Annotated in this window: 20 protein-coding genes; 13 read left to right on the top strand and 7 right to left on the bottom strand. The window is 64.8% G+C overall.

All coding sequences use genetic code 11. The annotated features are described in order from the left end of the window. Positions 1 to 4: 4 nt before the first annotated feature. On the bottom strand, positions 5 to 1,081 hold the full coding sequence (disA, locus tag V9L18_RS01920; RefSeq protein WP_337345480.1) for a DNA integrity scanning diadenylate cyclase DisA: 1,077 nt from the start codon (positions 1,079 to 1,081) through the stop codon (positions 5 to 7). Positions 1,082 to 1,335: 254 nt separating this feature from the next. Beyond that, positions 1,336 to 1,926: a TOPRIM nucleotidyl transferase/hydrolase domain-containing protein gene (locus tag V9L18_RS01925; RefSeq protein WP_337345481.1), complete on the bottom strand. Its 591-nt coding sequence runs from the start codon at positions 1,924 to 1,926 to the stop codon at positions 1,336 to 1,338. 78 nt (positions 1,927 to 2,004) lie between these two features. On the opposite strand from V9L18_RS01925, the gene V9L18_RS01930 reads away from it, so the two are divergent. After that, entirely contained in the window at positions 2,005 to 2,364 is a 360-nt protein-coding gene (locus tag V9L18_RS01930) for a cupin domain-containing protein (protein WP_337345482.1), read from the top strand. Position 2,365: 1 nt separating this feature from the next. On the opposite strand, the gene V9L18_RS01935 is transcribed toward V9L18_RS01930, so the two are convergent. Continuing rightward, positions 2,366 to 2,599, bottom strand: coding sequence for a hypothetical protein (locus tag V9L18_RS01935; RefSeq protein ID WP_337345483.1), 234 nt, complete (start codon positions 2,597 to 2,599; stop codon positions 2,366 to 2,368). Between the two features lie 240 nt (positions 2,600 to 2,839). Here V9L18_RS01935 and V9L18_RS01940 point away from each other — a divergent pair, with 240 nt between their 5' ends. Next, the gene (locus tag V9L18_RS01940; RefSeq protein WP_337345484.1) at positions 2,840 to 4,453 is read left to right on the top strand and encodes a peptide chain release factor 3; all 1,614 of its coding nucleotides are present in this window, start codon (positions 2,840 to 2,842) and stop codon (positions 4,451 to 4,453) included. Between the two features lie 107 nt (positions 4,454 to 4,560). Continuing rightward, positions 4,561 to 5,790: a beta-ketoacyl-[acyl-carrier-protein] synthase family protein gene (locus V9L18_RS01945; RefSeq protein WP_337345485.1), complete on the top strand. Its 1,230-nt coding sequence runs from the start codon at positions 4,561 to 4,563 to the stop codon at positions 5,788 to 5,790. Here V9L18_RS01945 and V9L18_RS01950 read toward each other — a convergent pair. Together V9L18_RS01950 and radA are read right to left on the bottom strand one after the other, a co-directional pair. Next, the gene (locus V9L18_RS01950) at positions 5,777 to 7,495 is read right to left on the bottom strand and encodes a sensor histidine kinase (protein WP_337345486.1); all 1,719 of its coding nucleotides are present in this window, start codon (positions 7,493 to 7,495) and stop codon (positions 5,777 to 5,779) included. The genes V9L18_RS01945 and V9L18_RS01950 overlap by 14 nt on opposite strands. A gap of 102 nt (positions 7,496 to 7,597) precedes the next feature. Then, positions 7,598 to 8,971 (bottom strand): DNA repair protein RadA, encoded by a 1,374-nt coding sequence (radA, locus tag V9L18_RS01955; protein WP_337345487.1) that lies wholly within the window; start codon positions 8,969 to 8,971, stop codon positions 7,598 to 7,600. Between the two features lie 243 nt (positions 8,972 to 9,214). Between radA and V9L18_RS01960 the strand changes: the two genes are divergently transcribed. From V9L18_RS01960 to V9L18_RS01985, 6 genes are read left to right on the top strand one after another with little or no spacing between them, the layout of a single operon-like run. Then, entirely contained in the window at positions 9,215 to 10,474 is a 1,260-nt protein-coding gene (locus tag V9L18_RS01960) for an ABC transporter substrate-binding protein (RefSeq protein WP_376044548.1), read from the top strand. 52 nt (positions 10,475 to 10,526) lie between these two features. Continuing rightward, the gene (locus tag V9L18_RS01965) at positions 10,527 to 11,549 is read left to right on the top strand and encodes a carbohydrate ABC transporter permease (protein WP_337345489.1); all 1,023 of its coding nucleotides are present in this window, start codon (positions 10,527 to 10,529) and stop codon (positions 11,547 to 11,549) included. A 5-nt stretch (positions 11,550 to 11,554) separates the two neighbouring features. Continuing rightward, complete coding sequence (locus tag V9L18_RS01970; protein ID WP_376044547.1) at positions 11,555 to 12,478, top strand: carbohydrate ABC transporter permease; 924 nt, start codon at positions 11,555 to 11,557, stop codon at positions 12,476 to 12,478. After that, positions 12,478 to 13,920 carry a GH1 family beta-glucosidase gene (locus tag V9L18_RS01975; protein WP_337345491.1) on the top strand — a complete coding sequence of 481 codons (1,443 nt, stop codon included), beginning with the start codon at positions 12,478 to 12,480 and terminating at the stop codon, positions 13,918 to 13,920. Before V9L18_RS01970 ends, V9L18_RS01975 begins: the two co-directional genes overlap by 1 nt. Before the next feature lie 46 nt (positions 13,921 to 13,966). Further along, positions 13,967 to 14,986 carry a LacI family DNA-binding transcriptional regulator gene (locus V9L18_RS01980; protein ID WP_337345492.1) on the top strand — a complete coding sequence of 340 codons (1,020 nt, stop codon included), beginning with the start codon at positions 13,967 to 13,969 and terminating at the stop codon, positions 14,984 to 14,986. Next, positions 14,970 to 15,974, top strand: coding sequence for a Gfo/Idh/MocA family protein (locus V9L18_RS01985; protein ID WP_337345493.1), 1,005 nt, complete (start codon positions 14,970 to 14,972; stop codon positions 15,972 to 15,974). Before V9L18_RS01980 ends, V9L18_RS01985 begins: the two co-directional genes overlap by 17 nt. On the opposite strand, the gene V9L18_RS01990 is transcribed toward V9L18_RS01985, so the two are convergent. Continuing rightward, positions 15,971 to 17,098, bottom strand: coding sequence for an FUSC family protein (locus V9L18_RS01990; protein WP_337345494.1), 1,128 nt, complete (start codon positions 17,096 to 17,098; stop codon positions 15,971 to 15,973). The two genes, V9L18_RS01985 and V9L18_RS01990, sit on opposite strands and share 4 nt — an antisense overlap. 233 nt (positions 17,099 to 17,331) lie before the next feature. Between V9L18_RS01990 and pstS the strand changes: the two genes are divergently transcribed. From pstS to pstB, 4 genes are all read left to right on the top strand, one after another. After that, on the top strand, positions 17,332 to 18,450 hold the full coding sequence (gene pstS, locus V9L18_RS01995) for a phosphate ABC transporter substrate-binding protein PstS (RefSeq protein WP_337345495.1): 1,119 nt from the start codon (positions 17,332 to 17,334) through the stop codon (positions 18,448 to 18,450). A gap of 111 nt (positions 18,451 to 18,561) precedes the next feature. Continuing rightward, positions 18,562 to 19,494 carry a phosphate ABC transporter permease subunit PstC gene (gene pstC / locus V9L18_RS02000; protein ID WP_337345496.1) on the top strand — a complete coding sequence of 311 codons (933 nt, stop codon included), beginning with the start codon at positions 18,562 to 18,564 and terminating at the stop codon, positions 19,492 to 19,494. After that, the gene (pstA, locus tag V9L18_RS02005; RefSeq protein WP_337345497.1) at positions 19,495 to 20,604 is read left to right on the top strand and encodes a phosphate ABC transporter permease PstA; all 1,110 of its coding nucleotides are present in this window, start codon (positions 19,495 to 19,497) and stop codon (positions 20,602 to 20,604) included. A 43-nt stretch (positions 20,605 to 20,647) separates the two neighbouring features. Next, positions 20,648 to 21,427, top strand: a complete 780-nt coding sequence (gene pstB, locus V9L18_RS02010) for a phosphate ABC transporter ATP-binding protein PstB (protein WP_337345498.1) — start codon at positions 20,648 to 20,650, stop codon at positions 21,425 to 21,427. 190 nt (positions 21,428 to 21,617) lie between these two features. On the opposite strand, the gene V9L18_RS02015 is transcribed toward pstB, so the two are convergent. Continuing rightward, positions 21,618 to 22,634 (bottom strand): inorganic phosphate transporter, encoded by a 1,017-nt coding sequence (locus tag V9L18_RS02015; protein ID WP_337345499.1) that lies wholly within the window; start codon positions 22,632 to 22,634, stop codon positions 21,618 to 21,620. Position 22,635 lies beyond the last annotated feature (1 nt).

The following is a 22,635-nucleotide window of genomic DNA, read 5'->3' on the forward strand; positions in this document are numbered from 1 at the left end:
GGATTTAGAGGAAGCGGTCCAACAGGCTGGCTTCGGCCATCCGGCTCAGGCCTTCGCGAACGGTTCGGGCGCGCTGGTCGCCGATGCCGTCCACGGTCATCAGGTCATCGATCGTGGCAGCCATCAGGAATTGCAGGCCGCCGAAGTGGTCCACGAGGCGGTCGGCAACAGCCTTGGGGACAGCCTTGAGGCCGGAAAGCAGCCGGTAACCGCGCGGCTGAACTACGGCGTCCAGGTTGGCCTCGCCGCCGGCGAAACCGACGATTCCTGAGATCTTGCCGAGGTCGATCAGCTCGGTGGGCCCGAGGTTCACCAGGGCGCTGACAGCTTTTTCAATGTCGTCGGCTGATGCATCCGGGCTGGCGTAATCACGGATGATGACATCGCTGCCGGGACCGCGGCCTACCGTGAGCTCATCGAGCTGGAGGGACAGCAGCCGGCCGTCCTCGCCGAGCTCCAGGACGTACTGCGAGATTTCCTCGGAGATCCGGCGGACCATCTCCTGGCGCTGCAGGGTAACGGCGACATCGCGCACGGTCACCATGGCTTCGATTTCCAGGGCAGACAGCGAACTGGTGACCTGGTCCAACCGCGAACGGTAGCGCTCCAGGGTGGCGAGGGCCTGGTTGGCGCGGGCCAGGACTTTCTCGGATCCCTCCAGCACGTGGCGAAGGCCGTTCACGTACAGTGCGATGATCTGCATGGATTGGCTGACGGAGATGACGGGGACACCGGTCTGGATGGCCACACGTTCCGCTGTGCGGTGCCGGGTGCCCGATTCCTGCGTTTCAATGCTTGAATCCGGGACCAGCTGGACGGCGGCGCGCAGGATGTTCCCGGCGTCCTTGTCGCAGATGATGGCACCGTCCATTTTTGCCAGTTCGCGCAGGCGGGTGGGGGAGAAGTCGATGCCGATGTCGAACCCGCCGGAGCAGATGGAGTCGATGGTCCGGTCCGAGCCTAAAACAATGAGTGCGCCGGTGCGTCCGCGGAGGATGCGTTCGAGTCCATCACGCAGTGGCGTGCCTGGAGCCACTCTGCCCAGAGTCGCCTTGAGCGATTCTTCGGGGCTCCGAGCCATAGTGTTCCCTTCAAAGGTGCGGGCTGCCGCCCGCAGGTACGCCGGTTATGGACTCCGCCGGCGGAGCAAAAAGTACGCAGTTTCCCGCAAGCTCAATGATAGAGGTAAGAACGGGTAACAACCGCACGGGCAAGCCCTAAAGTGCCCCATTAGGGGGTGTCGGAAAATGCCCCAAAAGGCGTCCGACGGCGGCTGGCTGGGAGTGCACTTAGGGCCCGTTTGGGTGCATGGCGGATTCAGGGCCGTCGTTCACATCAGAATGATGCCACGAGGTTGGCGAGCGGTGGGGGAGCCTGCCCGGCTGGCAAAGCGTCGACGAGTAGTCCGGCGTAGCGGAGCTTGTTACCGCTGCGCCCTCCGAAGAACCGGCGCAACTGTGCCGATATCGGCCGATCCCGCTGTGCTGGCTGGCGTTGGAGGATCCGGAACGATGCGAGCTCGCCCTGGTCCGCGATGACGCCGAGCACGGCATCGACCCCAAGGCATCGGATGAGTTCGTCCTCCAGGTCGGCGTTGCAGACATGGAACCCAAGCTCGGCCAGCGAATCGGACCCGATACCCGCCCGGGCGAGCGCGCGGGCGACAATTCGTGACTCGCCCGCATCACACAGTCCGAGTAGCCGGTGGCCTGCACCAGCCGGGCCGTAACGGTCGAGGAAGTGGGCGATGCTGGTGGCGCCGCCCATGGGCACAACGGTTACACGCTCGGCCGACAGGTCATGGCCAGCGCGAACGGCCAGCGCCTCGACCGCCATCCGGTCACTCTCGCCCTCGACCAACACCGTCGTCGTCGCCTGCATAGATCCAGTATGGCAAACGCGAATAGCGATGCAGCCGCGCGCCATGCAGCACACATTCACGTCATCTCCAGCCCTCGCATACTATATGTATACATTTCTCACCAGCGGCCCAAAGGAGTTGCAGTGAATAAACCGGAACTGGAGTTCCACGAACCCTCGGTTGGCTGGCGGAAGGTCAACGGTGACGCCGAACGCGGAATTTGGGAGCAAATACTCGCCGCGGACCCACTCAGGGGAGATTCAACTTTGCTCCAACGCTACGATCCTGGCGCCGATACAACGGCCGGCGGCGTGATCGTCCATGACTACTGGGAAGAGGTCATGATTCTCTCGGGCGAACTCACTGATCTGACGCTCGGGAAAACCTTCACAGCCGGCATGTACGCATGCCGCCCACCGGGCATGGCCCACGGACCGTATGCAAGCGGCAGAGGCTGCAGGATGCTCGTTATTGTTCGTCCAGAGCCAGATCCCACTATGTGATTCAGTGTCCCCGCTGGCGCAGGAGATGCTCAAGGTCGCGGCTGACTTTGCGCAGCGACGCCGCCCGGAGGGCCCTTTCGTCGTCAACGTGTGGCGCCTGGCGACGGGACTTCCCGCCTGCGCCGCGTTTGCCGTTAACTGCCGGGCCGGCGGCCTGCATCCTTGCCGGCGGAGCAGCCGGAGCGGCCAGCGGATCGAAGAACAGGCCGTTGCCGGGGAATGGTGAAACGGTCACGGCGGTTCAGCTCCGGCCGGCGGATGGCAGGGACACGTTCCGAGTTCTCATGCGGCCAAGCTAGCCTGACGGGATTTCGCCGTCTTGAACTGCTCGTTTCGGGGGCGTTAAGCGGCCACCTTCGGAGCCGGGCTGCTGCTGCGATAAACTTGGAACTTGGCGCTCAGCCATCCCCTTTCCCCGTCCAGCGAAGTCCCGTCAAGCGCCAAGGGCTATCCCCACCGCAGCGAAAGTAGCACCGTGTCCCAAGATGTCCTCAGCCCCGCCCGGGTCCACGAGATTCACAAACAGGCGGCCCGGCGTCGGACGTTTGCCGTCATTTCGCACCCTGACGCCGGAAAGTCAACGCTCACGGAAGCGCTTGCGCTGCATGCGAAGGTGATCGGCACCGCCGGTGCCTCCAGCGGCAAGGCCAACCGCAAGGAAACGGTCTCGGACTGGATGCAGATGGAAAAGGACCGCGGCATCTCCATCAGCTCCGCTGCGCTCCAGTTCTCCTACCGCGACACCGTCATCAACCTGCTGGACACCCCCGGCCACGCGGACTTCTCCGAGGACACCTACCGCGTGCTGGCCGCCGTCGACTGCGCAGTGATGCTGGTGGATGCCGCCAAGGGCCTGGAAACGCAGACCATGAAGCTGTTCGAGGTCTGCAAGGCGCGCAACCTGCCCATCATCACCGTCATTAACAAATGGGACCGGCCAGGCCTTGACGCCCTCGCGCTGATGGACGAGATCACCGAGCGGACCGGCCTCCAGCCCATGCCGCTGACCTGGGCCGTGGGCATCTCCGGAGACTTCCGCGGCGTGTGGGACCTCCGCAACGACCGGTTCGCCCGCTTCCAGCGCAACAACGCAGGTGCCAACATCGCCCTGACGGAATACTTCACGCCGGAGGAAGCTGCCGAGAGCCAAGGAAGCAACTGGACGGACGCCGTGGACGAAGCCGGCCTGGTGATCGACTCCAACCTCGAGTTCGACGTCGACGCCTTCCACGCAGGCACCGCCACACCCATCCTGTTCAGCTCCGCAGCCCTGAACTTCGGCGTCAAGGAACTCCTGGATGCCCTGGTGGACTTCGCCCCGCCCGCGGCGCCCCGGCCGGACGTTGACGGCAGCCCGCGCGCCGTCGAGTCCCCGTTCTCCGGTTTTGTCTTCAAGGTCCAGGCCGGCATGAACAAGGCCCACCGCGACCACGTCGCTTTTATCCGTGTGTGCTCCGGCGTCTTTGAGCGCGGCATGGTGGTCACCCAGACCCGCACGGGGAAGTCGTTCGCCACAAAGTACGCCCAGCAGGTATTCGGCCGCGAACGCGAGGTCATCGACGAGGCTTACCCCGGCGACGTCGTGGGCCTGGTCAACGCATCCTCGCTGCGAGTCGGCGACAGCCTGTTCCTGGAGGACGCGGTGGAGTACCCGGCCATCCCGCTGTTCGCCCCGGAACACTTCCAGGTGGCCCGGTCCAAGGACCCCAGCAAGTTCAAGCAGTTCCGCCGCGGCATCGAGCAGCTTGAGCACGAGGGCGTTATCCAGCTGCTCCGCTCCGACCTCCGCGGCGACCAGGCGCCGGTGCTTGCCGCCGTCGGGCCCATGCAGTTCGAAGTGGTGGAGGACCGCATGGCGCACGACTTCAGTGCCCCCATGCGGCTGGAACGCCTGCCCTACTCCATAGCCAGAATTTCGACGGCGGATGCCATGCCGGCGCTGGCCAACGTACCGGGCGCGGAGGTGCTTTTGCGGTCCGACGGCGAATACCTCGCCTTGTTCAACGACGTCTGGGCCCTGCGCCGGATCGAGAAGAACCACCCGGACCTGACGCTGATCCCGATCGGAACGCACAACCCCGCCAAGTAACTGTTCCCTCCAATCCGTCGACTGAACGGAGCCGAATACCCATCGGGACATCCGGGCTGCCCGGAACAACGGCAGCCGCTCCCGAACTAAGAAAGCCAGGTACCCAGATGTCTGCAGTCCAACCACGCGCGCTCATCACGGGCGCCGGCACCATCAACCCTTTGGGCTCCAACGTTGGGCAGACCTGGGAAGCGTTGCTTGCCGGCCGTTCCGGGATCGCCCCGCTGGATCAGGAGTGGGCCGGGCAGTTGCCCGTGCGGATCGCCGGCCAGGTCACCGCCGACCTGTCCGAGCACCTGACCACCCGCGAGCTCAAGCGGATGGACCGGTGCGGACAGCTTGCCTTGGTGGCCGCAAGGGAAGCCTGGCAGCAGGCGGGAGCACCCGACGTCGACCCAGAGCGGTTCGCCGTGGTGATCGGCTCAGCCTATGGCGGCCTCGGTTCCACGATTGAGCAGGACAGGGCGCTGGCCAGCGGCGGCCCGCGCCGGGTATCGCCGCACACCCTGACCCGGCTAATGGTCAACGGCCCCGCCGCCTGGGTGTCCATCGACCTCGGTGCACGCGGCGGAGCCCGCACACCTGTCAGCGCCTGCGCGTCCGGCGCCGAAGCCATTGTCCAGGGTGCCGAAATGATCCGTTCGGGAGCGGCCGACGTCGTCATTGCCGGCGGCGTGGACGCCTCGGTGAACGACCTCGTGATCACCGGGTTCTCGCAAATCCGCGCGCTCTCCACGCGGAACGGCGAACCCCAGCGGGCGTCGCGCCCGTTCGACGGCGGCCGTGACGGTTTTGTGCTTGCCGAGGGCGCGGGGATCGTGGTGCTGGAGAGCGAGGCCCACGCCCGGGCGCGTGGTGCCGCCGTCCTGGCAGAGGTTGCCGGCGGAGCGGTGACCTCTGACGCGAACGACATCGTGGCCGCCGACCCGGCGATGCAACGCAGGGTCATGCAGAAAGCCCTGGCCTCGGCCGGGATGGACGCCGCTGACATCGGCTTTGTCCATGCCCATGCCACCTCCACCCCTGTGGGAGACCGGCTGGAAGCGCAGGCGATCACAGCCATATTTGGTGCCGATGTGCCCGTGACCTCCACCAAGGGCCACACCGGCCACCTCCTGGGCGGGGCCGGGGCCTTGGCCGCCGTCGTAGTGGTCCAGGCCCTGCAGACCGGGCAACTTCCCGGAACGCTGAATGTAGAGGCACTGGATCCTGAAGTGGACCTCAATATCGTGACGGGCAAGGCCCACACGCTGGAGCCTGGCTCCGCTCCGGCCGGGTTAGTGAACGCCTTCGGCTTCGGTGGACACAGTGTTGCGCTGGTAATCAAGGGGAACTGAACACCTCAGCCTCAGGGCCGGGGGCACTGGTCAGGCTGCACGGCAGGACAAACGTCGCCGTCGTTCCCGCGCCCGGGGCACTGGTGAGGCTCAGGGAACCGCCGTGGCCTTCGATGATGGTCTTGCTGATGGGGAGCCCCAGACCCGCCCCGGGGATGGCCGTTTCACGCGAACGCGAGGAACGGAAGAACTTGGTGAAAGCCTGCTCCTGGTCTTCGGCGCTCATGCCGATCCCTGGGTCCGTGATGGAGCAGATGATCTCCGGTCCGGCCCTGTAAGCGCGGGCGGTGATACGGCCGCCGTCGGGGGAGTATTTGATCGCGTTTGAGAGCAGGTTGCCCACCACCTGGCGGATGCGGGCGGTGTCCATTTTGGCTGTCAGTGGTTGCTCGGCGTCAAGCACCAACTCCAACCCCCTGTTGGCTGCCTGGGGGGCGGTGTACTCGACGACGTCGGCAAGGAGTTGGGCGAGATCGGCCTCCTGGAGGGAGAGGTCCACACGTTCAGACGCCACGGCAATCAGATCGTTCACAAGGCCCAAGAGGTGGGTCGCATTGCGGTAGACCACCTGAAGTTCCGCCTCAATCCCTTCGTGGCCGGGCTCATCCAGGACGAGTTCCAGGTAGCCGAGGATGGACGTGAGTGGCGTTCGCAGTTCATGGGAAACGGTGCCGACGAATTCGTCCTTGGCTGCCAAGGCGGTGATCAGGGCAGTCACCTCAACGAGCGTAATGACGCCTCCGCCGCTGAGGCCGCCCTTGGCCCGGATGGCATGTGCGCTCACGGAATACGCGCGTTGTTCCTCTTCGTCGCCGGCCCACAGCAGTTCATCTGTGAACATTTCGCCCCGGGTAACCCGGGCGGCCGGAAGCATCCCCGGCGCCACCGGGGTGGCCCGGTCGCCTTGCAGCACACGGGCCCGCGGATCAGACTCGGCCAGGCGGGCAAGTGCGGGATCAGCGCGGATAGCCCGGTTGGTCAGCACATTGTTTCCTTCTTGGTCAACCACCCAGACCCCCACTCCCACAGCGCCAAGGACGGCGTCCAGGAGCCGTTGTCGGTCCACGCTCTCAGCGAGTGTCTCCGCCAGAGCGAGGTCTTTCCTTAGCAAGGCCTTGCGCTGGCGATGGAGCGTCCCGGCGACGATATGCGCGGACACGGCGATTGCGGTCATCACGAGTGGCAGGAAAATGGTCCGGATCATTGATCCTTGCGTGGGCAGTGAGCCCAGGACTGCGGCAGGGACGACAGTGCTTAGGGAGGCTCCCAAGACGGCCAGGACAACCCTTCCACGTTGCCGGCCCACCGACAGCCAAATCACGGGGAAGACCAGCAGCAGGCTTAATACGCTAAAGCTGGGCCCTCCGGCTTCACGTGAAAAGCCGATCGCAAGGCAGTCAAGGACTGGAATGACCGTTGACGCACTGGCGGGCAGCCTGCCCCACGGAATTGCCACGCAGGCCGCGAAGATTGCCGCATGCGCCAGCAAGGCCAGCCTGAAGCGTTCGTCCATGAGAGTGGGCGGGCTGAAAAACCCGGCGGCAACAACAACGAGCACCACGGTGACAGTGAGTGGAAGCTGGCTCATCACCACCCGGCCCCGGACGCCAAGACCTCCGAAGATCGCGTCTATCCGCCCCGCGAGACGGCTGCCTTCCGCGGGTTCCTCGGGCGCGGGAATGCTTTTTTCTATTCGATTAGTCACTCCGGCCCCCCAAGGCGCAGCGGTGAGACCTCCGGCTGCCTGAAGGTCGTTTCGTCAGCCTAGCGCCTTGCCCGCCCGGGGCGCAGTTATTACCGGTGCTTCTTATCCGATCAGCAGGCTCAGAGCCTCGGTCAGGTGCTCCACCTCCCGCACGGAGAAGCCAGCCGGCACTGGTCCCGGGCCGTTGTGGCTGGCCGGGACGACGGCGTGCGTGAAGCCCAGGCGGTGGGCCTCCTGGATGCGCTGGTTGATACCAGGGACGGGCCGGACCTCGCCCGCCAGGCCCACCTCGCCGAAGGCGATCAGCCGGATGGGCAGCGGTTTCCTGGCCTTGGCCGAGGCAACGGCCAAGGCAACGGCGAGGTCTGTGGCGGGTTCGCTGAGCTTCACGCCGCCCACAGTGGCCACGTAGGAGTCGTCCTTGTGCAGGAGGCACCCCGCGCGCTGCTGCAGCACGGCCAGGAGCATGGACACGCGCGAGCTGTCCAGGCCGCTGGTGGCCCGGCGCGGCTGCGAGTTGGGGCTTTCGGCAAGCAGCGACTGGACCTCGGCCAGCAACGGGCGCCTGCCCTCCATGGTCACCGTGATGCAGGTGCCGGACACGGGCTCCTTGGTGCGGCTGACAAAGAGTCCGCTGGGATCAGCCAGGCCCTGGATGCCGTCCTCGTTAAGGTCAAAGCAGCCGACGTCGTCGGTGGGACCGTACCGGTTCTTGACTGCCCGAAGCAGCCGGAGCCTTGAATGGCGCTCGCCTTCGAACTGGCACACCACGTCCACTAAGTGCTCCAGCAGCCGCGGTCCGGCGATGGAACCGTCCTTGGTCACGTGGCCCACGAGCAGCGTGGTCATGTTGCGCCGCTTGGCCGCGGCGATAATGGAGGCGGCGACCTCCCGCACCTGGGAAACTCCGCCGGCGCTGCCATCAACGTCCGCGCTGCTGAGGGTCTGCACCGAGTCCACAATCAGCAGCCGTGGCTCGATTTTCTCCACTTGGCCAAGTGCCTGCCCCAAGTCTGTCTCGGCGGACAGATAGAGGGAGTCCGCGACGGCGTCGATCCGCTCAGCGCGGAGCTTTACCTGGGCAGCGGATTCTTCACCGGTGACATAGAGGACGTCCTGGGCGGTTCGAGCAAATTTCGCGGCGACGTCCAGCAGCAGGGTTGACTTTCCCACGCCCGGCTCGCCGGCCAGCAGGATGACGGCGCCCGGGACCAGGCCGCCGCCCAGCACGCGGTCCAGTTCATCCACGCCGGTGGGCAGGAACGCTGCGGTGGTGGCGTCTACCTCGGCAATCCGGCGGGCGGGCTCGAGGACTGTTGTTGCCGCCGTCGTGCGCGCCACAGCCGCACCCGTTTCCTCAACGGTGCCCCACGCCTGGCACTCGCCGCAGCGGCCCACCCACTTGACCGTGGTCCAGCCGCATTCCGCGCACTTATAGGCAGGCGCTTTGGATGCCCGGGAAGTCTTTGTAGCCATGGGTTCCACCCTAGCTGCGGGGGCAGACATCGCTGGGCAGCGGCACGTGACCGCTCCCGAAAATACGGGATCGAACACTCTCAGAGAGCGCTCTCTTGACAGTGATCCGCACCACCTTTAGAGTTATGGAACTTGTAAGAGAGCGCTCTCTCAGCCCCAAGGCAATTCCCCCACAAAGGAGTGACCGTGAAATTCTCACGACGAAATACCGCTGCCGCGATAGCGGGAGCAGCAGCCCTGGCCATGATCGCCACAGGCTGCGGAAGCAGTGCAGACCAGGCGGGCAGTTCGGAGAAGACTGTTGAACTGACGGTCACCACATTTGGAACCTTCGGCTACAACGACCTCTATGGCGAGTACGAGCAAGCGAATCCCGGAGTAAAGATCAAGGCCACGAACATTGACCGCGGGTCAAATGCCCGCACCGATGCCTTCACCAAACTGGCGGCAGGATCCGGGCTCAGCGACGTAGTGGCCATCGAGGAGGGCTGGCTGGGCTCCATCATGGAGGTCTCCGATCAATTCGTGGACCTCAACGAACACGGCGCCGCGGACATCAAGGCCAACTGGGTGGACTGGAAATACAAGCAGGGCACTGACCCCGAGGGCCGCGTTATTGGCTACGGCACTGACATAGGACCGCAGGGACTCTGCTACAACGGCAAGCTCTTTGAAGCAGCAGGCCTGCCCAGCGACCGCGAATCCGTGGCGAAGCTCTTCGGCGGACAGGACGCCACCTGGGAAAAGTACTTCGAACTCGGGAAGCAGTACAAGGAAGCCACCGGCAAGGCCTGGTATGACCAGTCCGGCTTCGTCTGGAACTCCATGGTGAACCAGATGGAGGAGGGCTACTACACCAAGGACGGCGAACTCAACATCGACGGCAACGCGGAAATGAAGGACAAATTCGAGATGCTGGCGGCCGGAACTGCGGCAGGACTCTCGGCCAACCAAACCCAGTGGGACTGGGGAAACGGGAAGGCCTTCGTTGACGGGTCCTTCGCCACCTTCGTCTGCCCCGGCTGGATGCTCGGTACCATCAAGGGCCAACTCGAATCCGCAGGCGGCGGCGCCGACAGCGGCTGGGATTTCGCAGACGTTTTCCCAGGTGGTGCCTCCAACTGGGGCGGTGCCTTCCTCTCCGTGCCCAAGACCTCGGAACACCCTGCAGAGGCCGCCAAGCTGGCCGCTTGGCTCACCGCCCCCGAGCAGCAGGTCAAGCAGTCCGCCGCCGCCAACAACTTCCCCAGCACGCTCAAGGCCCAGGAAAAGCTGGTCCAGGACGCCACACCCAACGTGCTCTTCAACAACGCCCCCACGGGCGCCATCCTGGCAAACCGGGCCAAGGGCGTCGTAGCCCAGTTCAAGGGCCCGGACGATTCGGTCATCCAGGAAAACGTGTTCGGTCCGGCGCTGAAGAGCCTCGACGCCGGAACCGCTGACGCGGACAAGGCCTGGACTGAAGCCCTGCGCCTCCTCAACGACCTGGTCGTCAACAACTAACCCGCTGTGGGGCCTCCCGGCTGGGAGGCCCCCCGATGAAGCGCGAGACCCCATGACAACCACCTTGAACCGATCCGCCAAGCCGGCCGCAGTCAAATCCAAACCCACCTTCAAACAGCGACTGAGTATCTTCGACGTCAAAGCCTCGCCCTACTTCTACGTTGCGCCGTTCTTTATCCTGTTCGCCCTCGTAGGACTCTTCCCGCTGGTCTACACGTTTTTTGTCAGCCTCTTCGATTGGCACCTGCTCAAAGGGCAGGGGCAGTTCGTGGGGCTGGAGAACTTCGCTGAGGTCCTGCAGGACCGCTTCTTCTGGAATTCCCTCTTCAACACGGTGAGCATCTTCCTGCTCTCCTCAGTCCCGCAACTGGCCGTGGCCCTTTTCCTGGCTGCGGTGCTGGACCAGAACCTCCGGGCCAAGACTTTTTGGCGCATGAGCATCCTGCTGCCCTACATCGTGACGCCAGTAGCGGTGGCCATGATCTTCACCAACATGTTCGGCGAGCAGTACGGCCTGATCAACAACATCCTGGGGAACTTCGGCCTTGACCCGGTGATGTGGAAAAACGAGACCATCCCCAGCCACATCGCCATCGCCACCATGGTCAACTGGCGCTGGACAGGCTACAACGCCCTGATCCTGCTGGCCGCGATGCAGGCCGTCCCGCGGGACCTGTACGAATCTGCCGCCCTCGATGGTGCAGGTGCCGTCCGCCGGTTCTTCAGCATCACACTGCCCAGCATCAGGCCCACCATGGTTTTCGTGGTCATTACGGCAACCATCGGAGGCCTCCAGATTTTCACGGAGCCCAGGTTGTTCGATCCGGCCACCGCCGGCGGGTCACAGCGCCAGTTCCAGACCACCGTCCTGTACCTGTGGGAGATGGCCTTCCAGCGCCAGAACTTTGGGAAAGCCTCAACCATCGCCTGGCTGCTCTTCCTGATCATCGTCCTGTTCGGCCTGGTCAACTACTTGATCTCACGCCGGATCGCCACAACGGATGCCGCCCGGCCATCCCGAGCCGCCCGGAGGACAACCGCCGCCCGGAAGCGTGCTGAAAGGACTACCCAATGACCATCATGGACCACGCAAAACCCGGATCTGCGAGGCCCGCTTCCGGCAGCGCCTCTTCGCCCGGCTCCGCGCCGCCGAGGCCGGCCACCCTGCGCAAACGCATCTTCGGCACCGGCGAACGCCCCGGCTTCCTCAGCTACGGGCTGCTGCTGGCCTTCCTGCTCTCGTCCGCCTACCCGCTGTGGTGGTCCGTAGTGATCGGCAGCAGGTCCAACGAAGCCCTGGGAGAAGCCTGGCCGCCGCTGCTGCCCGGCGGGAACTTCTGGACGAACGTGGGCGAAGTCTTCGACACCGTTCCCTTCTGGCTGGCACTCGGAAACAGCGTCCTGATTTCCGGAATCATCACCATTTCGGTGGTCGGCTTTTCCACCCTCGCCGGCTACGCCTTCGCCAAGCTGCGGTTTCGCGGCCGGAACGGGCTCATGCTGATGGTCGTTGCCACCATGGCCATCCCCACGCAACTGGGCATCATCCCGCTCTTTATGGTCATGCGGACCCTTGGCTGGACCGGCGAGATCGGCGCCGTCGTTGTGCCCACCCTGGTTACTGCTTTTGGTGTCTTTTTCATGCGGCAATACCTGGTGGACGTCATCCCGGATGAGCTCATCGAATCGGCCCGCATGGACGGGGCCAACATGATCTCCACGTTTTGGCACGTGGCCATCCCGGCGGCCCGCCCGGCCATGGCCATCCTGGGCCTGTTCACCTTTATGACGGCCTGGACGGACTTCCTCTGGCCGCTGCTGGTGCTAGACGCCGGCAATCCCACGCTGCAGACCGCACTCAGCCAACTGCAATCTGCCCGTTACGTGGACTACTCCGTGGTCCTGGCAGGCGCGGTTCTGGCCACCCTGCCGCTGCTGGTGCTGTTTGTGCTGGCAGGAAAACAACTTATTTCAGGAATCATGCAAGGAGCAGTGAAGGGCTAATGCCACATTCGACGTACTCACGACAGTGGCCGGAAGGATTCATCTGGGGATCCGCGACGGCGGCGGCCCAGATTGAGGGGGCCAGCCACCAAGGCGGCAAGGAGGACTCCGTGTGGGACCACTTTGCGCGGATCCCCGGTGCCATCGCCCAGGGCGACACCCTGGAACACGCCGTTGACCACTACCACCGGATGCCGCAGGACGTTCAGCTCATGAAGGAACTGGGGTTGGACTCCTACCGCTTTTCCACCAGTTGGGCGCGGGTGCGGCCGGGAGACAAGGCCGTCAACCAGGAGGGTCTGGATTTCTACTCCCGGCTGGTGGACGAACTGCTGGAGGCCGGGATCCTGCCATGGCTGACCCTGTACCACTGGGATCTGCCACAAGCCCTGGAGGAGAAGGGTGGCTGGGCAAACAGGGACACGGCCTACCGGTTCGTCGACTACGCCAACGACGTCTACACGGCGCTCGGCGACCGGGTCCAGCACTGGACCACTTTCAACGAGCCCTTCTGCTCCTCGCTGCTGGGCTACGCTTCGGGGGTCCACGCCCCCGGGCGCAAGGAACCGCGCGCTGCAATATCGGCCGTGCACCATCAGCACCTCGCCCACGGCCTCGCCGTCAATGCCCTGCGGCAACGCGGCGCCCAGAACCTCGGGATCACGCTTAACCTAAGCAACTCCATTCCGCGGGACCCGCAGGACCCCATCGACTTGGACGCAGCCCGGCGCTTCGATTCGTTGCAGAACCGGATCTTCCTCGACCCCATCCTGCGCGGAAGCTACCCGGAAGACACCTTGAATGACCTGGCGCCGTTCGGCCTGCCGGACCTTGTCCTTCCCGGGGACCTGGAAGCCATTAGTGCGCCGCTGGAGTTCCTCGGAGTCAACCATTACCACGATGACCTCATCAGCGGGCATGCTGACGATGCGGGAAGCGATGGCCACTCCGGCGGGGCCGAACGCGTCGCTGCTTCGCCGTGGGTGGGGTCCGAGGACATCGCCTTTCCCAGCCGCGGCCTTCCGCGGACTGCGATGAACTGGGAAGTCAACCCGGATGGACTGCGGAAACTCCTGGTCCGCCTCGGTGAGGAATACCCCACCCTGCCGCCGCTGTACATCACCGAAAACGGTGCCGCCTACGAGGACACCGTAAGCCCGGACGGCGGCATTCACGACGCGGAGCGAACCGGCTTCATCCTTGACCACATAGCCGCCGTAGGGGAGGCGATGGACCAGGGTGCCGACGTCCGCGGCTACTTCGTTTGGTCGCTGTTGGACAACTTCGAGTGGTCCTGGGGGTACGGCAAGCGCTTCGGGATAGTCCGTGTGGATTACGGAACCTTTGAGCGCACCGTCAAGGACAGCGGCCTGGCCTATGCCCGGTTGATCGCTGCCGCAAAACGGAACGTCGCACGGCTGCCCGCGTCATTGCCTGCCTAAACTGGAGTCCCGGGCGGAAGCCCGCTTAACCTCACGGAGCGAAGAAGTGAAGCAAGATCAACGCGGAAGCCGGCCGGCGCCCACCCTGGAAATGGTGGCTGCGCTGGCGGGCGTGTCCCGCGCTACGGTCTCGCGCGTGGTCAATGACGTGCCCAGCGTGGACGAGGACATTGCCGCGAAGGTCCGCCAAGCCATCCTCGCCGTGAACTACACGCCCAACCGCGCGGCCCGGTCCCTTGCCAGCCGGAAACCCAACTCAGTGACCCTGATCGTGCCGGAGTCCACGTCGAAGGTCTTCGCCGACCCGTTCTTCGCCTCCGTGGTCCAAGGCGTGGCGTTGTATCTCGCAGACACCGATTACACCCTCAACATGGTCATTGCCTCCGAAGCGAAGCCGGAAAAGACCCGGGCTTTCCTGCTCGGCGGCAATGTTGCGGGTGCGCTGGTGGTCTCCCACCATGCCGGGGACCGCTCCTGGGCACACGTCAGCGACCACATCCCCATGGTGTTCGCGGGCAGGCCGCTGGGCGAGGGCGGAAGCTACTACGTGGACGTGAACAATGAGGCAGCCGCCGAAGGGGCTACGCGCCTGCTGATCCAGGGCGGACGTTCGCATATCGCTACGATCGCCGGACCGCAGGACATGCCGCCCGGTGTCGACCGGATCAACGGCTGGAGGAAGGCCCTGGAGGCGTCCGGCCTGGACGACTCCCTGGCGGAATATGGCGATTTCACCCTCGCTTCCGGCGCCAAGGCCATGCGCCGGCTCCTCGAACGCGGCAAACCCATCGACGGACTCTTCGTGGCCAACGACCAAATGGCTGCCGGGGCCTACACCGTCCTCCAGGAGCGCGGGATAAGGATTCCCGACGACGTTGCGGTAGTGGGGTTCGACGACGACTCGTTTGCCACATCCGTGAACCCGCAACTGACAACCGTGCATCACCCCATCATCGAAATGGGCAAGAAGATGGCCGAGATCCTGGTCGACCTCATCGAAGGGAAGCCCACGGACCGGGTCACCCAGATCCCTACGTCGCTGGTGATTCGTGATTCGGCCTCTTAACTGGGGCGTGGTGGCCACCGGACGGATCGCCCACCGCGTCACCCGCGACCTCGCCCTCCTGGAAAACACTGTCCTGCATGCAGTGAGCTCGCGCAGCCCGGCCGCTGCGAAGGAGTTCGCCGGGCAGTACGGCTTCGCGGCTAGCTACCATGACGGGCCTGCCGGCAAAGGTTACGATCTGCTCTTCGGCGATCCTTTGGTGGATGTGGTCTACATCGCCACGCCGCACGCCCAACACTTTGAGGTTGCCAAAGCTGCGCTGGAAGCCGGAAAACACGTCCTGTGCGAGAAGCCCCTCACGGTGAACGCCAGGGAAGCCCGCGATCTGGCACAGCTGGCGGGGGAGCGGAAACTGTTCTTGATGGAGGCAGTGTGGACCCGGTTCCTGCCGGCGACCCTGCGGGCCCTGGAAGTGGTCCGGGGCAAGGAAATCGGCGCTGTCCGGTGGGTTCAGGCTGATCTGGGTTTCGCGGCCACCTATGACCCAAACAGCCGGCTTTTTGATCCGGCGGCCGGCGGTGGCGCCCTCTTGGACCTCACTGTCTATCCGCTGACGTGGGCCGTCAGCGTGCTCGGATTTCCCACGAAGGTCACCGCGGCGGGCTTGCTGAACCATGACGGGATAGACCTCCAGAACACGGTGACCCTTGAGTACCCGGACGGCGCCACTGCCCAGCTGGTTTCCTCGTTGCAGTCCAGCAGCCCCGGCACCGTCACCATCAGTGGCACGCAGGGCTGGCTACGCACCGGTTCACCCCTCTACCGCCCACGCAGGATCGAATACCAAGGCGCTGACGGCGTGGTCCACGTCGAGGAGTTCCCGGAGGAGGCCGAAGGCTTCATCCACGAGCTGCGGGAAGCTGCCCGGTGCATTCGAGCGGGTCTTCTGGAGAGTCCCCTGATGCCTTGGGACGAAAGCGTGCGGATCATGGGGCTTCTGGACAGTGTTAGGGACCAGTTGGGCGTGCACTACGCCAACGACCGCTAAAGCCCTGGCAGGACGTCCCGTGCTTCGCGTGAATCCATCCCCGTAGCCTCCAGCAGGTCCACCATCAGCGGCCGGAACAACATGACCACGGTCTCGCCCTCCAGCCGCTGCACTTCCAGAAGTTTCGGGTGCAGGCGCAGGGCGATCTCGCTCAGGTCCTGCCGGGCGGTGCGCAGGTGGGCGCGGCGGGCGCCGTCGTGCGTTTCCGCCAGGCCGAGCGACAGCTCATCAATAGCGGCAGCGGTGTCCTGCAGTACCCCGGCGATGTTGTCAGTAGCCTCATCCGAGAGTGCGGCGTGGTTGATGGCGCTGGTCAGCCGGCGCGCAAAAACGCGGCTGTTACGCAGGGCGAGATCGATGAAGTCCAGTGACTGCTTCAGCCGGTCCAGCTCGTCGCGGTGGCGGCGGTAAGCGGGCGAAAGCGTGGCCACCTCCCCTGAAGCGCGCAGGGAATGGCGCATCGCGTCCACCAGCGGCTGGCAGTTCCGGCCCCGGATCAGCGCATGCCAGGCCTGGGTGGAGTCGCTGTTCGTCAGCGCGGTGGCGCATTCCCGCAACACTTCCGCCAGTTCATGGAGCAGGTTTTGGACATCCTTGCGGGGCTCCCGGCGCGGATCCTTGGGCACAAGGATGGTCACCAGCAGCGCGAACAGACCGCCGATGATGGCGTCGATGCTGCGCGTGAACGGCCCGCCGGCCGGCGCCGGCAGCAGCACCACCAGCAGCGATTGCAGGCCCAGTTGCGTCGTGAAGATGTTGCCGCTGTCCAGGAAGCGTGCCAGCAGGATGGAGACAAGGAGTACGACGGCGGCAACCCAGATTTCGCCGCCCAGCCAGTGCAGGAGCAGATCACCCACCGCAATGCCGATGGTGCAGCCCAGCCCCACCTCCACCACCCTGCGCAGCCGTGGCTCCCGGGAGAAGCCCAACGCAATCAGCGAAGATGTCGCCGCGAACAGCGGACCAGAGTGCCCCAGCACGTACTCGGCGAACGCATAGGCCCCCACGGCACAGCCGGTCATCTGAATAGCGGGAAACAGAGAGTTGCGGCTACGGATCAGGCCGGTGCGGATGCGGCCGCGCAGGAATCGCCCGCTTGCTGAGAGTCCCGCAGAAATGGCCATGCGTTCAAGTCTATTCACCGGCAGTGCACTACGGCCGGACATGTGATCTGCGCAATGGTGACGCTGCACATGTAAGCCAATATCCCGCCGTCGTTAATTTCCCGTTCACTTTGGACAGCCCATCCCGTTACCTGCGGCCCATAACTTCAATGAAGGTACAGAACGTACGCATCGCGCTGCAGGGCGTCTCCGGCCCTGCCCGCAACTGAATAACCCTGGAAGGGGTACATCTAGTGAAGGCTCTCCGCTTCGGCCGCCACGCGGCTATCGCTGTTATCGCAGCCGGCGCACTCGCGCTCACCGCCTGCGGTTCAGACCAGGTCACGGGCGCAGCGCCCGCTGGCAGCCAGTCCGCCGGCCCCAAGGTCACCGGCACGCTCACCGGTATCGGCTCCTCAGCGCAAGGCGCAGCCATGGATGCCTGGAAGACCGCATTTGCTGCTGCCAACCAGGGCGCAACTGTGCAGTACTCCCCGGACGGTTCCGGCGCAGGCCGCAAGGCACTCCTGGACGGTTCGGCCCAGTTCGGCGGCTCGGACGCCTACCTGAAGGATGAGGAATACGCATCCTCCAAGACCATCTGCGGCCCGGACGGCGCGTTGAACATCCCGGTCTACATTTCTCCGATCGCCATTGCCTTCAACCTCCCGGGCATCACCGAACTCAAGCTCGACGCTGCCACGGTGGCCAAGATCTTCCGTGGCGAAATCGCCACTTGGAACGACCCCGCCATCGCGGCCCTGAACGAAGGCGTCAGCCTCCCGGACCTGAAGGTCACCCCGGTGAACCGCTCTGACGACTCCGGCACCACCACCAACTTCACGGACTACCTGGCAGCAGCTGCTCCCGAGGTCTGGACTGACAAGGCCGCTGGCATCTGGCCGGCAACCCTGCAGGGCGAGAACGCCAAGGGCACCTCCGGCGTGGTCAAGACCGTTACCGACACCCCGGGCGCCGTGACCTACGCGGATGACTCTGCCGTAAGCGGCAAGCTCGGTGTTGCCCAGATCAAGGTTGGCGAGTCCTTCACCAAGATCTCCGCCGACGCCGCCGCCAAGGCAGTTGACGCTGGCAAGGCCGTCGAAGGCCGCTCGGCCAACGATCTGTCCATCAAGCTGGACCGCAAGACCAGCATCGAAGGCGCCTACCCGATCGTCCTGGTTTCCTTCCACATTGTCTGCTCCACCTATGACAAGCAGGAAACCGTAGACCTGGTCAAGGCTTTCGAGAACTACGTTGTCTCTGAGGAGGGTCAGCAGGCTGCCGCCGATTCCGCCAAGTCCGCGCCGCTCTCTTCGGCCCTCGCCGAGAAGGCCACGAAGGCCATTGAAAGCATCAAGGTCAAGTCCTAGCACCTGCCCTGACCGAGTTCCCCGCCACGCCGAGAGGCGGGGCGGGGTACTCGGCTTTGTAACCCCATCGCTTTACGCTTCCCAAGCACCACCTCAACCGAAGGGTCGGGAATGACCGTCACCTCCCTGAAAAGCTCCCAGGACGCAGGCCGCGCCGGGGACAAGATCTTTTCCGGAGCAACCCTGGCCGCAGGGTGCCTGATCCTTGCCGTCCTGTTCGGCGTTGCGCTGTTCCTTGTGGTGCAGGCAATCCCTGCGCTCACCGCACCGGCCGCCGAGATCCAGGGCGGAGAGGGATTCTTTTCCTACATCTGGCCCATCGTGATCGGCACCCTGATCGCCGCTGCCATCGCGCTGGTGATCGCCACTCCCATCTCCATCGGCGTGGCACTGTTCATCTCACACTTCGCACCGCGCCGGCTGGCCTCCGGGCTGGGCTACGTCATCGACCTGCTGGCTGCCATCCCCTCCGTGGTCTACGGTGCCTGGGGCGCTGCCTTCCTGGCCAAGGAAATCTCACCGGCCTACAACTGGCTCGCGGACAACATGGGCTGGCTGCCCATCTTCCAGGGGCCGGCGTCCGCCACCGGCAAGACCATCCTCACCGCCGGCATCGTGCTGTCGGTCATGGTCCTGCCCATCATCACGTCCCTGAGCCGCGAGATCTTCCTGCAGACCCCCAAGCTCCACGAGGAAGCGGCATTGGCGCTGGGCGCGACGCGCTGGGAAATGATCAAGATGGCCGTGCTGCCCTTTGCCCGCCCCGGGATCATCAGTGCCATCATGCTGGGCCTGGGCCGCGCCCTCGGCGAAACCATGGCCGTTGCCCTGGTCCTTTCCTCCGGCGCCCTGACCGCGAGCCTGATCCAGTCCGGCAACCAGACCATCGCAGCCGAGATCGCCCTGAACTTCCCCGAAGCCAGCGGGCTCAAGGTCAGCACCCTCATCGCCGCAGGCCTGGTCCTGTTCGTGATCACCCTGGGCGTGAACATGATCGCCCGCTGGATCATCACCCGGCACAAAGAATTCTCGGGAGCCAACTAAATGACCTCCACCCTTACCCCGGTCCGTAAGCGCTCAGCGCTCACCAAAGGCCAGCTGCCGAAGTACGCACCCTATGTGGTGCTGGCCCTTGCCCTGGTGGCCGGTGCCGCCATCCTCGCCCTGATCGGCTTCAACGCCTTCGGCTGGGGCATCGTCTCAGCCATCCTGTTCGCCGCCGGCCTGGTGGGCTGGAGCGCCGCCGTCGAAGGATCCCGCAAGGCGAAGGACAAACTGGCCACGTGCCTGGTGGTGGGCTCGTTCCTGATCGCCCTGCTGCCCCTGATCTCCGTCATCTGGACCGTACTGGCCAACGGCATCCCCGGCATCATCACGCCCGGGTTCCTCGGCAGCTCCATGAACGGCGTTACCGGCGTCTATGACAACCGGGCCGTCGAAGAAGGCGCTCCAGTGCTGGGCGGCATCTACCACGCGCTGCTGGGCACCGTGCAGATCACCATTTTGGCCACCATCATCTCCGTGCCTGTTGGCCTGCTCACCGCGATCTACCTGGTGGAGTACGGCAACGACGGCCGGCTGGCCCGGGCCATCACTTTCTTCGTGGACGTGATGACCGGTATCCCGTCCATCGTTGCGGGCCTCTTCGCCGCGGCATTTTTCTTCGCCGTGGTGGGGCCGGGCACTAAGACCGGTGCCGTGGCCGCCGTCGCGCTTTCCGTACTGATGATTCCCGTGGTGGTGCGATCCAGCGAGGAAATGCTGAAGATCGTGCCCAACGAGCTGCGCGAAGCGGCCTACGCCCTGGGCGTGCGCAAGTGGCGCACCATCCTCAAGGTGGTCATTCCGACGGCGATCTCCGGCATCGCGTCCGGCGTCACCCTTGCCATCGCCCGCGTCATCGGTGAGACGGCACCCATTCTGGTCACCGCCGGCTTCGCCACGAGCATCAATGGCAACGTGTTCGGCGGCTGGATGGCCTCGCTGCCCACGTTCATTTACACCCAGATCCTGAACCCCACCTCACCGGCCAACCCGGACCCGTCCTCGCAGCGGGCCTGGGGCGCGGCCCTGGTGCTGATCCTCCTGGTGATGCTGCTGAACCTCGGCGCCCGGCTCATCGCCAGGGTGTTCGCCCCCAAGACCGGCCGCTAGGCCGCATAAACTTATTCCGTACCCCAGCAAGTGAAGGAACACCATGTCTAAGCGCATCGACGTCAAGGACCTGAACGTCTACTACGGCAATTTTCTCGCCGTGGAAGACGTCAGCATCAACATCGAAGCCAAGTCCGTCACGGCGTTCATCGGCCCCTCAGGCTGCGGAAAGTCTACGTTCCTGCGGACCCTGAACCGCATGCACGAGGTCCTCCCGGGCGCCCGGGTGGAAGGCGAAGTCCTTCTCGATGGGGACAACCTCTACGGCCCCGGTGTCGACCCCGTGACCGTGCGCTCCCAGATCGGCATGGTGTTCCAGCGGCCCAACCCGTTCCCCACCATGTCCATCCGCGACAACGTGCTGGCGGGCGTGAAGCTGAACAACCAGAAGATCTCCAAGGGCGAGGCCGATGCCCTGGTGGAGCGCTCACTGCAGGGAGCCAACCTCTGGAACGAGGTCAAGGACCGGCTGGAGAAGCCGGGCTCCGGGCTCTCCGGCGGACAGCAGCAGCGCCTGTGCATCGCCCGCGCCATCGCCGTGGAGCCGCAGGTGATCCTGATGGATGAGCCGTGCTCCGCCCTGGACCCGATCTCCACCCTGGCCATTGAGGACCTCATCAACGAGCTCAAGGACCAGTACACCGTGGTGATCGTGACCCACAACATGCAGCAGGCCGCACGCGTCTCGGACAAGACGGCCTTCTTCAACATTGCAGGGACGGGCAAGCCGGGCAAACTGATCGAATTCGGCAACACCCACACGATCTTCAGCAACCCCACGGTGAAGGCCACGGAAGACTACGTCTCCGGCCGCTTCGGGTAGTCGCCAGCCGCTCCCCAGGTTCGCAAGCTCGCCCGGGGACCCTGCGGCTGTGGGCCCACCATCGATTGCTCCAGTAGCGCCCTTTTGACGCCCCAAAAGGGCGGCCACGGAGCAATCGATGCAATATGCAGGAAGCCCCGGACCACAACTGGTCCGGGGCTTCTTTGCAATCGGGGCGGCGTCTAAGGGCCTAGGAGTCAGCCAGCGGTGACAGCGCCAGCGCCAGGATAAAGGCACCGGCAGCCGTCGCAGCCGGCGTCAGCACCCACAGCGCGAGGATCCGGATCACCAGTTTCCGGTTGGTGACGGAGAAGTGCTGGTTCTCGCCGGCGCCCAGCACGCCAGCAGTCACGGTGTGCGTAGTGGACACAGGCCAGTGCAGCCCGATGGCCCCCACAAACAGGATCGCTGCACTGAAGATCTGCGCCACGGAACCCCGCAGCGGGTCAATCCGCGTGATTTTGTAGCCGATGGTGTGGGAGATGCGCCAGCCGCCGAAGAGTGTTCCCGCTGAGATCATCACGGCGGAAAGGAGTGCCACCCACACGGGGATGGTGCCGCCGTCGGCATAGCCGCTGGCCAGCAGGGCGAGCAGGAGGACTGCGCTGACGCGTTGCCCGTCCTGCAGGCCGTGGCCAAAGGCGACGGCGCCGGCCGCGATGGCTTGGCTGCGGCGGAAGCGGGTGTTGATGACGTTGGGCTGGGCGTAGCGTGCCGCCCAGGTGGCCGGGTAGACCAGGAGGAAGGCTCCGCTGTAGGCAACCAGCGGGGAGAGCAGCAGTGGCAGGACCACCTGGAAAAGGAGCGACTGGTCCACGCCGCCCACCGCGCCGCCGCCCACTGCAAGGCTGGCCAGGCCGGCACCGGCGAGTCCGCCCACGAGCGCATGCGTGGAGGAGGACGGTATTCCACGCCACCACATCAGGATGCCCCAGCCGCAGGCGCTCGCCAGCCCGGCAACCAGGATGCCGAGCCCGTTGGCGCCGCCGGGGAGCGTGATCCAGTGCTGGCTCACGGCCACTGCCAGGCTTGCACTGAGCAAGGCGCCGAGGAAGTTGAAGAAGGCCGCCAGCAGGACGGCGACGCTGGGAGTGAGTGCCCGTGTGCGGACAGTGAGTGCCACGGAGTTGGAGACGTCGCGGAAGCCGTTGAGGAAAGCAAACGCCGCAGTCAGCAGCACCACCGCGGCGAAGATGGCTGCGGTCACC

Source organism: Pseudarthrobacter sp. CCNWLW217 (genome assembly GCF_037203985.1).
In the GTDB taxonomy this organism is placed as follows: Bacteria; Actinomycetota; Actinomycetes; order Actinomycetales; family Micrococcaceae; genus Arthrobacter.